We start from the raw sequence: 12,805 nt of genomic DNA on the forward strand, positions 1-12,805 counted from the left end.
CAGCGGCGCTTCAAACGGCTCCGCTCGGGGGCGTGAAGGGGTCGTTGACGACGGCCGCCGGGGCGGAGCTCGGCGGTGGGAAGTTCATCGCCGTCGTTGAAACCGACAACAGGCTTTGTCCCAGATTCCAGATATCGGTGAAGCCCAGGTCGCTCATGTCGGCCTGGGAGATCAGGCGCTGCAACGCGGCCTTATACCGGTCATACGCGTCCGCATATTGCTGCGGCAGTGTCGGCTCGCTGTAGAGCGACTGCATTTTCTGCTGATAGTCGTCCTGCGCGTCGCGGAAAAGCTCGGGCTGCTGGCTCTGGTAGGCCTTTTCGAGCCTGCGCTGGAATTCGGTCTGGACGCTCAGGCTCCTGCTCTGTGAATCCGCACAGGCATCGGCCACATCGCGAAAGTATCGTTCGTGTATCAACTGCAACTCTCTGTGCAGTGGCTCGGTCGATCTTCTCTCGTCCGTGGCTAAGGGCGCGCTTTGCTCGCCTTGGGTCACCGGCTTCATAAGAACCTCCTATGCTCGAATGGATTGGCTCTTCTACTGCGGCGTCACGCGCCGCCTCCTAGCTATGCCTGGAACGCGGGCGAGCAGGCTCATGCCGGCCCGCCATGCTCACCTGGGTACATGTATTCCCTGAGGCTTAGAGGGCGCATGTCCGTCCAGATTTCCTCGATATAGGCGAGGCAATCCGCCCTCGGACCAACCTTGCCCGCATCGCTCCAACCTAGTGGATTGTCCCGATCCGTCGGCCATATAGAGTACTGTTTTTGATGATTGACAACTACTTTCATTTGAATTTCATTAAACATAAAATTCACCCCCAAAAGTAGCTTAGAGAAATCACCATTATTCTTGTGAAGACCAAGATTCCAATGGGGAAATCTCGATTATTTTTGGAAAAGCTCGATTTTCTCGGATAAGTCGCGATTTTCGCGGACAGATACTTCCGCTTTCCCAGGATCGAATAATAGGATATGTCTTCGCGAGAAGGTTGTAAATATGCAAATTACACCCCAGAACTCGTGAGACAAAAGCCGCATGGGATGTTGGTTTCGCGCGCTTTGAACGCTGTAAATTTGGGGGCGTCTCGCCTGGGATCGCGCAGGCGGAAAGCACATTGAACTTTGCCGGACTATAGTATTCGATCGTCGTCGAGAGCACCTACCAACCCTCTCGACGTGGTGCGAAAATAAAACTCAATATCACCGATCGCAGGTTCGCCTGCGCGGCGCGCCATAGTCTTTGAAGGCTGAGCTTACAAGGCAACTGAACCCTTAACGCCGAGGGAGGCCATGATATATCATTGTATCGGTATCGGCGTCGGGCCGTCAAACCTGAGCCTTGCCTCGTTGCTTTACCCTTACAAGGGCGTGAATTGTGCTTTCTTCGACAGAAAGCCGGAATTCGCGTGGCATGATGGGATGTATTTCCCCGGGGCGACACTGCAGGTGGCGCTGTTCAAGGACCTGGTGACACTATCGGACCCCACGAATCCGTTCTCGTTTATTTCCTACCTATTTGCCGAGGGAAAGATTCATCACTTTCTCAATGCGCAATTCGATGCGGTTCCGCGACGGGAATTCCGGAACTACCTCAAATGGGCATGCGACCTGAACGAGAACGTCCATTTCGGTGAAGAGGTCGTCGACATCCGGTTCGACGGGCATTTCGTCGTGGAAACGGACAGGCGCAGCATCCGTGCCGAGAATATCGCGGTCGGCGTCGGCACCGAGGCGCATATCCCCGACTTCGCCCGGAAGCATATCGGGCCAACGCAGTTCCACGTCAGTGACTATGGCGTCATGGCGAAGTCGTTGAAAGACAAGCGCGTCGTCATCGTCGGCGGCGGTCAGTCCGGCGCTGAAGCCTTCCTGAATACGATCACCTGCGATCACGACTTGTCGCCGAAGGAAGTTACCTGGATTTCGCGCCGGGAGAACTTCTTCCCATTGGACGACTCGCCGTTCGTCAACGACTATTTCATGCCGTGCTTCTCCGAATACTTCTTTGATCAGGATACGGATTTCAAGAAGACGTTCCTCGAACGCAATATCCTGGCGAGCGACGGCATCTCGGAAAAGACGATACGAGACATTTATCAGCGCCTCTACACGCTCCGCTTCATCGAGCACCGCGGCGACATGCCCGTCCTGATGCCTGGCCGAACGGTGGACCAGGTGCAGCACGACGGGCGGCAGTGGAAACTGTCCGTGACCCATCAGGCGACGGGATCGGAAGAGAAGCCCATCTACGCCGACATCGTCATATGGGCGACGGGCTTCCGCAGTCACTCCATGCCGTTCCTCGAGCCGCTCGTGCCGCGCCTCGAGTATGAAGACGTCGAGGTTCGCATCGACTCCAACTTCGCGGCGGTCTGGGACGGTCCCGCTGATCGGCGCATTTTCATGCTGAACGCCGCGCGGCGGCAACGCGGCTTGGCCGAGCCCAACCTCAGCCTGATCGCGTGGCGCAGCCAATGCGTGATCGATGCGATGCTGAGCGGGGGGGCCGGCGGGCGCGCTGAGCAGAAGCGTTCGTTCGTGACCTGGCAGCCGAGCCACGCTTGGTCTGAGCGGCAGCACCGCGCAGGGTGATGGGGCAGCGATGCGCGAACGGGTCATAGTCGCGGGCGCGGGGATCATCGGCTCCGTCATCGTCAGAGAAATTCTGGCCGCGCGACCCGGCACGGAGATTATCACGATCGACCGGGATCTGGCCGGTTCGGGCGCGACACGGCGTTCCGCCGGTCTGCATTTCGCGGCCGGCCGGACCGATCGCGTACGCGCCATGGCCGCGATGAGCGAGCGCTACTATCAAGCGCTCGCGGCCAACGATCCCAGCCTGCCGATCTACCCGGTGGCCCTGAATGCCGTCGCCTTCGGCGCAGCCGCGGAGCCGGCTCGATCGAAATTTGTTGATCCGGGGCCGATCGAAACATCGCCAACCCGCGAAAAGGCGGCGACAGGCCAGCCACCGGGCGCTTCGGTCTGGTCGGTCCCGGCGTGCCACTATTCCGATGTGGGGGCCCTTGCGGCTCGCCTTGTCCGAGACTTCCGGCCCGCGATCTCGATGCTCGAAGGCGTCGCCGTCACTCGTATCGAGGAAGAGAAAGACGGCGCCATAGCGGTGCTCTCAACCGGCGAGACGGTGAGGGCCGACAGACTGGTCCTGGCGCCGGGCCCGTGGGTGAACGCCTCCGCGTGGCGCGCGATGGTCGCGCCGCTAGGCATCCGCGTGAAGAAGATCGTCGCCCTCCATCTGGACGCTCCGGTGGGCGAGGCGGACGCCGCGGTCCTGTTCCCGGAAGAGGACGCTTTCCTCCTGCCTCTCCAGCATCGTGGCCATTGGCTCTTCAGCTACACCTGCCTCGACTGGGACGTCGATCCGGACGCGCCGCCGCCCGGCGTCAATCAACAGAACCTCGACGAGGCGCAGGCGGTGCTTCGGCGCTACGCACCGGATCTGGCCGGCGGATTGCGATCCGGCCGAGTGTTCTGCGACGCCTATAGCCCGAGCCGAGAACCGATCGTCGCCGCGATTGGTGGAAGCGGGCGGATCATCTTCGCCGGCGCCGCGAATGGCTCAGGCTACCGCCTGGCGCCGGCCATCGCGGCCGAAACGCTGGGTCTGCTCGATGACTGATCACCCGACCTCAGGAGATCGCACGCGATGAAAATCACGACCTTGGATGAAGGTGCTTACTCGGCTGCGTTCGGCATCGGGATGGCGGCGATCGACACCCTTGCCGGTCCGGCCGGCGCCGCGAGCTTCGGACGCGTGCCGCCGGGGGGCGAGACAACCGCGCACCAGCATGACGAAGCCGAGGCATTCGTCATCTTGACGGGCGAAGGCGAGCTGGTGGTCGACAACATCGTCCATCGCGTCCGCCCAGGCTCCGTGGCGGTGTTCGAGCCCTTTGAAACGCATACGCTGCGCAACACCGGCGACGTCCCGCTGGAGTTTCTGGATCTCTATGGCCGCGACCCGGCTCGCGCGACCGAAGCGGCCAAGAATACCGGCCGGGAACGCTTTCTCGATCGGCCTGTCTTCGTCTTCTCGACACCGCCGACGCCCAATGGCGATCTGCATCTGGGCCATCTCTCCGGCCCCTATCTCGGCGCCGACGTCTTCGTTCGCTTCCAGCGCATGAACGGGGTCACGGCCTATCACCTGACCGGCAGCGACGACTTCCAAAGCTATGTGGTCGCGCGCGCCCACCAGGAGAACAGCGAACCGCTGCAGGTCGCCGAGCACTACGCCGCGGAAATTCGCGCGACGCTTTCGCTCATGGACATCCCGATCGACCAGTTCACCGTGACGGGAACGGACCCGACCTACCGGGAAGGGCTGCAGGATTTCTTCTCGCGCCTCGTTCGCTCGGGCGCCGTGCAGCGGCGGACCGAGCCGGCGCTCTTCGACGCGGAGACCCGGAAATACCTCTATGAGGTCGATGTCGGCGGGCGCTGCCCCAACTGCTCGTCGCCGACCGGAGGGAATATCTGCGAGGAATGCGGCGAGCCCAATCTCTGCGTCGACCTTGTCGATGCGAAGTCCAAACTTTCCGCCGCGGAACCGGTGCGCGGGGCGGCCGATCGCTTCTCTCTGTCGCTTCTGGATTTCCGCGAGACCGTGCTGGCGCATCATCGCGCCGGCAAGGTTTCGCCGCGGCTCCAGGACCTCGCCCGGCGTGTCTTTGCGCGCGAGGAATTCCACATACCCGTCACCCACCCTTCCGAGTGGGGGGTGCCGCCGGTGGAACCGGTCGAAGGGCGCCAGGTCATCTGGGTCTGGCCCGAAATGGCCTATGGATTCCTACATGGAATCGCGGAGCTTGGCCGCCGCCACGGCCAGGCCTGGTCGGCGGACGCGCCCCAACGCGATTGGAAGATCGTCCACTTCTTCGGCTACGATAACAGCTTCTACCACACCATCCTGTACCCCGTGCTGTACGCCCTCGCCCATCCCGATTGGGCTTGCGACATCGAGTATAACGTCAACGAATTCTACCTGCTCGACGGCGCGAAGTTCTCGACCAGCCGGCGCCATGCGATCTGGGGCAAGGACATCCTGTCGTCCGAGACGGTGGATGCCGTGCGCTACTATCTCTGCCTGACGCGCGGCGAAACGGAGCGAACCAATTTCGAGCTGGAGGCCTGCCAGGCCGTCATTGAAGAGACCCTGATCGGACAGTGGCAGGGTTGGCTGAACGGGCTGGGGGAACGTGTCAGCTCGCAGTTCGACGGCCATGCTCCGGATGCCGGCGTATGGTCGCCGATCCAGAGCGCGTTCCTCGCACAGCTGCAGGCAAGGCTCGACACGGTCGCGATACACTATGGCGCGGATGGTTTTTCGCTCAATGGCGTGATGCGTCAGCTCAACGCATTGGTCGATGACGTGACGCGCTTCTCGAAAGCGCACCAGAGTCTGTCCGGCAATCCCACCCTCCATGACGAGTGGCGGACCGTCATCGCGCTCGAACTGGCGGCGGCTCGGCTGCTCGCTCAATGCGCCGCGCCGGTCATGCCACGCTTCGCCGACAAGCTGGCCAAGGCGCTCGGCGCCGACGACGCCACGTCGCATTGGCGTGATCGCGTAACGCTGCTGCCGCCCGGCGCCGAGATACGGCTCGCCGGCGCGCCGTTCTTCACCGTGCCGAGAACCGCACCGCCTCGCACCGCCATGCAGGTGGAGGTTCAGGATCCGCCGCATCCGCCGCCATCCGATCCGGGAGCGATCGAACAGCCGGCGCTGGAAGCGATACTCCGGGCAATCCTGCGCCTTGAGCCTGATGCGCCCGTCCAGTCGAAATCGCCGCGCGACCTTGGGCTTACCTCGCTCGGCGCGATCACGCTGCAACGCAAGCTGCAGACCGATTGGGGCGTCGATCTGCTGGTCAGCGACATTCTGGAAGCGGAGACGGTCAACACGCTCTTTGCCCTGACGGTCGAGCGGAGCGCCGCCCGGGAGGAAGAGGGGGTGTTGATATGAGCGCCGAAACCATTCTGAGAACTGTCGCTGAACGCGGCCTCGTCCTGTTGCGGAACGGCTCGAACCTGCGCCTGGAGGGGCCACGCTCGGCGATCGATCCGGCGCTGATCGCGCTGATCCGCGAGTCCAAAGCCGAGTTGCTCCAGCATTTGCAGGCCACGACGGCGACGAGCGACGACGGACGGATCGCACTGACGCCGATGCAGGCGAGCTACTACTATGGCCGCCAGGACCATTTCTCGATGGGGGGCGTGTCTTCGCATGTCTACCGCGAGATTGAGGGCGTGTTCGACGCCGTCCGGCTCGAAGCGGCTCTGGCGGAGGTCGTCGAGCGGCATGGCATGCTGCGGACCCGCTTCGCCGACGATGCGACGCAGGTCGAGATTGGTCCGGCGGAGCAGCCGCCGGTGCGTATCGCGGTAGCGGACCTGCGCGACCTTCCCGCCTCCGCCCAGCAAGCGGCGCGGGATCGCACGCGGACGGAAATGGCCCACCAGGTGTTGCCGGCCGCCACGGCGCCGCTCATCGATGTGCGCCTGAGCATCTTCAGCGACGCCGAAATGATCCTGCATGTCAGTCATGATGGGCTGATCATCGACGGCGGCAGCGCATTCCTGTTCTTCGACGATTGGCGCCGGGCCTATGTCGAGCCCAACGGACAGGGCCCGCGCGATGCCCTGCAGGTATCGTTTTTCGACCATGTTCGCGCGCTCGCGGCGTCGCAACTCGCGCCCGAATACCGGCGCGCGCGCAACTACTGGCTGGGCCAGCTGGAGACAATTCCGCCCCATCCGCAGCTGCCGCTGGCCGGCAATCCCGAGACGATCGGGAAGCCGATCTCGGTCCGCCATGGATTTCGCATCGCGCCCGAGCGCTGGTCCGCGCTCAAGGCGCAGGCGGTCCACCGGGCCCTGACACCAACGGCCGCGCTCGCCGCCGCCTATGCCGAGGTCTTGTCGCTTTGGGGCGCGGGCGAGCGTTTCACGCTCAACGTCACCCTGGCGAACCGCCTGCCGGTCCATGGCGATATCGACCGCGTCATCGGCAACTTCACCGATTGCATGCTGCTCCCGATCGAGATCGACACCCAAGCCGATTTCGCGACGCGCGCTGTAGCGGTTCAGACCCGCCTGCGCGAGGGACTGGATCATCGCCAGTTCTCCGGCCTCGACGTCATGCGGGAAATCGGCCGGCGCGCCGGCGCGGGTCAGGCGGCGCCAATGCCCTTCACCTTCAACAGCACGCTCGGCGCGTTTCCGGACGGTTCGGCGGTCTCCGCCTGGGGGAACGAGGTCTATTCGGTCAGCCAGACGCCGCAAGTATGGCTCAACGCCTTCGCACTGGAGAGCGACGGCGCCCTCGTCATCCAGATGGATTCGGTGGACGTGCTGTTTCCGGAGGGACTGATCGGCGCCCTGACCGGGGCCTATGAGCAGCTCCTCCTCGCGCTCGCCGCCGGTGACGCGGCATGGTCCCGCATCGATCAGGAACTCCTGCCCCAGGACCAAAGGGCGCAACGCCGGGCCGCCAATGATACGGCCGTCCCCCTTCCCCTCGGGCGGCCCCACGCCGGCTTTCTCAAGCAGGTCGCGGTGGCGCCAGGCGCCCTGGCGATCGATTGCAGCGCGAGACGCCTGACCTATGGCGAGCTGTGCGCCGGGGCGTGCGCGGTGGCGCGCTGGCTCAACCACAATCGCATCGGCCGCGACGACCTCGTCGGCGTCGTGATGCACAAGGGGTGGGAGCAGATCGTCGCGATCATGGGAATAGGCCTCGCGGGCGCCGCCTATGTGCCGATCGAGGCCGGGCTTCCGGCAGGCCGGATCGAGGCGCTGCTGTCCAGCGGGTCGATCCGGTGCGCGCTCGTGCAGCATGGAGAGGCGCTGCGCCGCGAGGGCACGGCGACGCTGACGATCGACGACGCCTTCCTGGAGGCGGCTAAGCACGCGGAAGCCGATACGCGGCCCGAGGATTTCGCCCCGGCCGATGCGGCGCAAAGCGATCTCGCCTACGTCCTCTACACCTCGGGCTCGACGGGCGAGCCGAAGGGCGTGATGGTCACCCAGAGCAACCTGATCAACCTGATCGCCGATACGACAAGGCGCTTCGCGATTTCCGCCGAGGACCGCATCATCGCGGTCAGCAGCTGCAGCTTCGATCTGTCGGTTTTCGATATATTCGGGGCGTTCTCGGCCGGAGCCGCGCTGGTCATTCCCGACGCGGTCCGCGCGACCGATCCGGCGCATTGGCTTGATCTGGCGACGCGCGCCGGCGTCACGATGTGGAATTCGGTGCCGGCGATCGTGGAGCTGCTGGTAGAAGAAGCCGTTGCGTCCGATCGGATGCTGCCACGGTCGCTGCGCTGCGTGATGATGAGCGGCGACCGCATTCCGGCGACGTTGCCGGCGCGGATCGCGGCGCTCCAGCCGGATGTCCGGATCGTCAGCCTGGGCGGGCCGACGGAGACGACGGTCTGGAACATCCTGTATCCCATCGACGACCCGAACGCGATCGACGGGCCGATCCCCTATGGCAAGCCGAACGAGAACAACCGCGCCTATATTCTTGATGCGCAGCGTCGCGAGTGTCCCGACTGGGCGCCCGGCGAACTTCATGCCGCTGGAGAGGGGGTCGCCAAAGGTTATTTCGGTGATCCGGCGCTGACCGCCGCCAAGTTCTTCCACCACGAGCCGCTGGGCGAACGGCTCTATCGCACCGGTGACAGCGCCCGCTATCGGCCGGATGGAAACATCGAAATCCTCGGCCGGGTCGATTTTCAGATCAAGCTCAATGGCTATCGCATCGACCCCGCGGAGATCGAGGCCATACTGGTCAACCAGCCCGGCATCGCCGCCGCCGCCGTGGTTGGCCGCGACACGCGGGACGGTCCCAGCCTCGTCGCCTTTCTCGTCGAGACGGGCGACGGAACCGTGGTTGGCGAATGCACCCTGACCGCTGAGCTCGAAGCGGCCCTGCCCGCCTACATGGTCCCGCGCCAATTCGTCTGGCTGGAGCGTATGGCGCTGACCCGCAACGGCAAGGTCGACCGGACCTTCCTGACCCAGACCGCGATGCCGGACGACGCGCCCGCCGCGACCACCGAAGCCGATCCGGCCCCGCCGGCCGAAATCGAAGCCAAGATTATCGACATCTGGTCCGACATATTGCGCAAGGACGCGATTGAGCCGGTCAGTGGCTTCTACCAACTGGGCGGCACGTCGCTGTCGGGTGTTCGGCTCCTCGCGCGCATACGCAAGGAATTCGGCGTCTCCGTGCCGATCGCCAACCTGCCGCGCCTCGACACGCCGCGGAAGATGGCCAGCCATCTCGATCAAGCGCGATCCCACGCGGAGACGGCCTGACATGGAACAGATCATCAACCGGGTCGCGAACGGCCGGCCGTCGACCGCGCATTCGATCACCATCTATGGTCCGGGTGGGCGAACCGTGTTGCCGCTTTCCGAGCTCGACCGGCTTGCCCGCAAGACGGCCGTCTACCTCCAGAACCTTGGCATTTCCGCCGGGGACCGGATCGGCATCGTCGCCAAGAACCGGCTCGAATGGCTTTTGCTTGATCTGGCCGCGCTGAAGATCAAGGCGGTCACCGCCGCTTTCGAAGCCGGGAAGTTCGCGCCGACGGCCACGCTCGCCGAGCGATATTCGCTCCGCATCGTCTTCAGCGATGAAGCATCGGACGCGCCCAATATCCTGCCGATGAACGACCTGCTTGCCGCGCTGGAGGCGCTGCCTGAGGACAGCGACGTTGGCCCCGTCGCCTATGCCCCGGACGACGTGACGACGATCAAGTTCACGTCCGGGAGCACCGGTGAGCCCAAGGGGCTGGCGGCCACGGTCGGCAGCATCGACAGCTCGATCAGCGCGACGCAGGTGCTGTTCAACCATTCGTCGGACGACAAGCTGTTCATTTTCTTGCCGTTGTCGCTGCTGCAACAGCGTTACTGGGTCTATTCCGCGCTCGTCTATGGGCATGACGTGGTGCTGTCCACGTACCAGCTGGCCTACTACGCGCTGCCCCGCGAGGCGCCGACGGTCGCGATGGGGGTTCCCGCCTTCTTCGAGACGCTGCGCAAGGCGATCGCGGCGCGCGCCGAGGGCGATGATCCGGCGGCGCTTCGCCGCGCGGCGGTCGAGGCCATGGGGGCCCGGATCCGCTACCTCTGGACCGGCTCGGCCCCGGCGGCCCCGGAGATGCTACGCTTCTTCGAAGATTGCGGCACGGCGATCTTCGAAGGCTACGGCATGAACGAGACCTGCATCGTCACCAAGAATGCGCCAGGCGCGCATCGGCGTGGCAGTGTCGGCCGGCCGATAGACGGCAAACGTCTCTCGATCGACGAGGACGGCATTATCGTCGTGCACAGCGCCTTCCCGGTGAATACGCGCTATCTGTTCTGCGCGCCCGGCGACTCGGAACGCATCTTTCAGCCCGACGGCTCGGTGCGCACCGGCGATCTCGGCCGCTTCGACGAAGACGGATTTCTCTACATACTGGGCCGGGCGGACGACATCGTCGTGCTCACCAACGGCCGCAACGTGCTCGTCCGGTCGATCGAGGAAAAGCTTCGGACCTGTCCCGAGGTCGAGAACTGCATCGTCGCCGGCTCGGGGGAAGACTGCCTTTCAGCGATCCTCTGCGCGCCGCGCGGCGAGGCGGCGCGCGACGCCATCAAGCGTCACATCGCCGAGCTCAACCATCTCACCGGACAGGATGAGCGGATCGGTAGGTTCCTGATCGTGGACGAGCCGTTCAGCATCGAGAACGGGCTGCTCACATCACAGTACAAGCCGAAACGCAGGGAAATTCTCGCCCGGTTCTCCGATAAAATGGCGCATACGACCAAGGTGGCCTCATGAAGAATATCGAGCTCATAGCGAAAAAGAACCTGGCGCAGTTAATTGATATCGATGCAGATCGCATTGACATTGATTTCAATATTTTCGACCATTATAGCTTAACCTCGTTAAACCTAGTCGTTCTAATAACAAACATCTGCGAAGAAACGGATACTCCCGTTTTCAGCTTTACCGACAATGATATTGCCAATCTGAGGACTTTGCGTGATGTCGTCACCATGTTCGCAACGGCCGCCAACCAGGACGCTTGACTGGTTCAAGGAGCTCGCCGGCGCTGAGCTCGAAAACGAGCATGTCCGGCTGCGGCCCATCGCCCTCACCGATCGTTCGGCGCTCGCCGACATCGCCTTCGACGCCGATATTTGGCGCTACTTCGTGCAGCGGATCGACAACGATGCGGATCTCGACCGCTTCATCCAGCTAGCGGTCGAGGACACCGCCGCCAACCGCCGGGCCGTCTTCGTGATCATCGACAAGGCGACGGGCGCGGTGGCCGGCAGTATGGCGTACGGCAATCTGGCCGAGGCCGACCGGCGGCTGGAAATTGGCTGGTCGTGGCTCGGGCGCGCCTATCGGGGCAAGGGGGTCAACCGCTGGGCGAAATTCCTGCTGCTTCAGCACGCCTTCGAACAGCTCGATTGCGAACGCGTGGAATTCAAGACCGACGTGCTCAATCTCCAGGCGCGCAAGGGCCTGCAGAACATCGGCGCGACCGAAGAAGGCGTGCTGCGGAGTTTCAACTACATGCCGGACAACCGGCGCCGCGACGCGATCTACTACAGCATCCTGCGCCGTGAATGGCCGATCGTTCAGTCTGGCCTCCTTCAGGGAGCGAAACTGACCCAGGCCGCCAGCGCGCTGGTTGGTGCGGGCCAGTGAAGCCGCTGTGCCTCGAGGGCGCGCCGTTCGAGCTCGGACGCGCTCATGGCGCGGCGCTACGCCAGCAGATCCGCGGCTTTCTCGATGACGATCTGGCGCGGCTCAACCGCGTCATGCCGCGACCGACCAGCCTCGCGGCGCTGGAGCCGGAGATCGCGGCCTATCGTCGGGAGATCGCCGCGGCGACGCCGTCACTAGCCGAGGAGATCGAGGGCCTGGCCGAAGGCGCCGGGATCTCGCCGGACGAAGCGATGCTGCTGCAGATGCGCCGTGAAGTGATGGGCTATTCGCGGTTCACGACGGGGGACTGCACGACCCTTTGCCTGCGCGGCGAAGGCGGCCCGGTGCTTGCCCAGACGATCGACCTCAATGGCGACCTCGAGGACCAGATCGTCATTCTCCGGATCGCCCACAAGGCCAGTTCGCGCCGCGTCCTGCTGCTCAGCTTCACGGGACTGCTAGGCTACCTCGGTCTCAACAGCGACGGTCTCGCGATCGGGCTCAACCTCGTACTCGGCGGCGTGTGGCGCCCCGGCATACCCCCCTATCTCGCCATCCGGCATCTGCTCGATACCTGCGGCGACATAGAGTCATGCCTGGAGTGGTTGTCAGGAGCGCAACTCGCCAGTTCGCGCTCCCTGATGCTGTGTGATGCGCGCCGCAGCGTTGTCGTCGAACTGTGCGACGGGAGGCTTTCCCTCCGGGAGGGCGCGACGCTGGCGCACACCAATCACTTCCTGTCGGAAGACTTCGTGGCGATGGACCAGATGAACCCGTTCTCGCGCAACAGCTCGGTGCGCCGGCTGGACGCGTGCGTGGCGCAGCTCGATAGCCTGGGACGGGCGGGAGACGTGGAGGATTTCATGGCTCTTTTGTGCCGGGAACCGATCAACGTGTCCGACACCGGCAATATCCGCCGCGAGAAGACCGTCGGCGCCGTGGTGCTGCTGCCAAAGGATGGCGAGCTTCATCTACGGCGCGGGAATCCCGCACAGGCCCGGACCGAAAAATACTGTGTGGGCGCGTGATATGGCCTGCCACCGCCCCGTTTCAGCCGGATCA

At 63.8% G+C, this 12,805-nt stretch carries 10 protein-coding genes; 8 read left to right on the plus strand and 2 right to left on the minus strand.

From position 1 onward, the window contains the following. Window positions 1-10 precede the first annotated feature (10 nt). The gene (locus tag AC07NI_RS11125) at window positions 11-505 is read right to left on the minus strand and encodes a hypothetical protein (protein ID WP_494618870.1); all 495 of its coding nucleotides are present in this window, start codon (window positions 503-505) and stop codon (window positions 11-13) included. Window positions 506-594: 89 nt separating this feature from the next. Next, window positions 595-810, minus strand: a complete 216-nt coding sequence (locus AC07NI_RS11130) for an MbtH family protein (RefSeq protein WP_494618871.1) — start codon at window positions 808-810, stop codon at window positions 595-597. A 483-nt stretch (window positions 811-1,293) separates the two neighbouring features. Here AC07NI_RS11130 and AC07NI_RS11135 point away from each other — a divergent pair, with 483 nt between their 5' ends. The 8 genes from AC07NI_RS11135 to AC07NI_RS11170 are packed head-to-tail and all read left to right on the plus strand — an operon-like array spanning window position 1,294 to window position 12,771. Beyond that, entirely contained in the window at window positions 1,294-2,595 is a 1,302-nt protein-coding gene (locus tag AC07NI_RS11135; protein ID WP_494618872.1) for a lysine N(6)-hydroxylase/L-ornithine N(5)-oxygenase family protein, read from the plus strand. Window positions 2,596-2,605: 10 nt separating this feature from the next. Then, the gene (locus AC07NI_RS11140; RefSeq protein ID WP_494618873.1) at window positions 2,606-3,643 is read left to right on the plus strand and encodes an NAD(P)/FAD-dependent oxidoreductase; all 1,038 of its coding nucleotides are present in this window, start codon (window positions 2,606-2,608) and stop codon (window positions 3,641-3,643) included. A gap of 27 nt (window positions 3,644-3,670) precedes the next feature. Next, window positions 3,671-5,989 (plus strand): class I tRNA ligase family protein, encoded by a 2,319-nt coding sequence (locus AC07NI_RS11145; RefSeq protein WP_494618874.1) that lies wholly within the window; start codon window positions 3,671-3,673, stop codon window positions 5,987-5,989. Further along, window positions 5,986-9,351: an amino acid adenylation domain-containing protein gene (locus AC07NI_RS11150; protein WP_494618875.1), complete on the plus strand. Its 3,366-nt coding sequence runs from the start codon at window positions 5,986-5,988 to the stop codon at window positions 9,349-9,351. The genes AC07NI_RS11145 and AC07NI_RS11150 overlap by 4 nt, the downstream gene beginning before the upstream one ends. Window position 9,352: 1 nt before the next feature. Then, window positions 9,353-10,864 carry an AMP-binding protein gene (locus AC07NI_RS11155; RefSeq protein ID WP_494618876.1) on the plus strand — a complete coding sequence of 504 codons (1,512 nt, stop codon included), beginning with the start codon at window positions 9,353-9,355 and terminating at the stop codon, window positions 10,862-10,864. Continuing rightward, complete coding sequence (locus tag AC07NI_RS11160; protein ID WP_494618877.1) at window positions 10,861-11,115, plus strand: phosphopantetheine-binding protein; 255 nt, start codon at window positions 10,861-10,863, stop codon at window positions 11,113-11,115. Before AC07NI_RS11155 ends, AC07NI_RS11160 begins: the two co-directional genes overlap by 4 nt. Then, window positions 11,072-11,743, plus strand: a complete 672-nt coding sequence (locus AC07NI_RS11165; RefSeq protein ID WP_494618878.1) for a GNAT family N-acetyltransferase — start codon at window positions 11,072-11,074, stop codon at window positions 11,741-11,743. The genes AC07NI_RS11160 and AC07NI_RS11165 overlap by 44 nt, the downstream gene beginning before the upstream one ends. Further along, a complete protein-coding gene (locus AC07NI_RS11170) occupies window positions 11,740-12,771 on the plus strand; it encodes a C45 family autoproteolytic acyltransferase/hydrolase (RefSeq protein ID WP_494618879.1) in 1,032 nt (343 codons plus the stop codon). Before AC07NI_RS11165 ends, AC07NI_RS11170 begins: the two co-directional genes overlap by 4 nt. The last annotated feature ends 34 nt before the right edge of the window (window positions 12,772-12,805 follow it).

The sequence above is a fragment of the Caulobacter sp. GW821-FHT10E02 genome, from assembly GCF_059415225.1.

Bases quoted from the DNA above. Each gene is read 5' to 3' on its own strand.
- AC07NI_RS11125 (WP_494618870.1), bottom strand. From the start codon at position 505: ATGAAGCCGGTGACCCAAGGCGAGCAAAGCGCGCCCTTAGCCACGGAC.
- AC07NI_RS11130 (WP_494618871.1), bottom strand. From the start codon at position 810: ATGTTTAATGAAATTCAAATGAAAGTAGTTGTCAATCATCAAAAACAG.
- AC07NI_RS11135 (WP_494618872.1), top strand. From the start codon at position 1,294: ATGATATATCATTGTATCGGTATCGGCGTCGGGCCGTCAAACCTGAGC.
- AC07NI_RS11140 (WP_494618873.1), top strand. From the start codon at position 2,606: ATGCGCGAACGGGTCATAGTCGCGGGCGCGGGGATCATCGGCTCCGTC.
- AC07NI_RS11145 (WP_494618874.1), top strand. From the start codon at position 3,671: ATGAAAATCACGACCTTGGATGAAGGTGCTTACTCGGCTGCGTTCGGC.
- AC07NI_RS11150 (WP_494618875.1), top strand. From the start codon at position 5,986: ATGAGCGCCGAAACCATTCTGAGAACTGTCGCTGAACGCGGCCTCGTC.
- AC07NI_RS11155 (WP_494618876.1), top strand. From the start codon at position 9,353: ATGGAACAGATCATCAACCGGGTCGCGAACGGCCGGCCGTCGACCGCG.
- AC07NI_RS11160 (WP_494618877.1), top strand. From the start codon at position 10,861: ATGAAGAATATCGAGCTCATAGCGAAAAAGAACCTGGCGCAGTTAATT.
- AC07NI_RS11165 (WP_494618878.1), top strand. From the start codon at position 11,072: ATGTCGTCACCATGTTCGCAACGGCCGCCAACCAGGACGCTTGACTGG.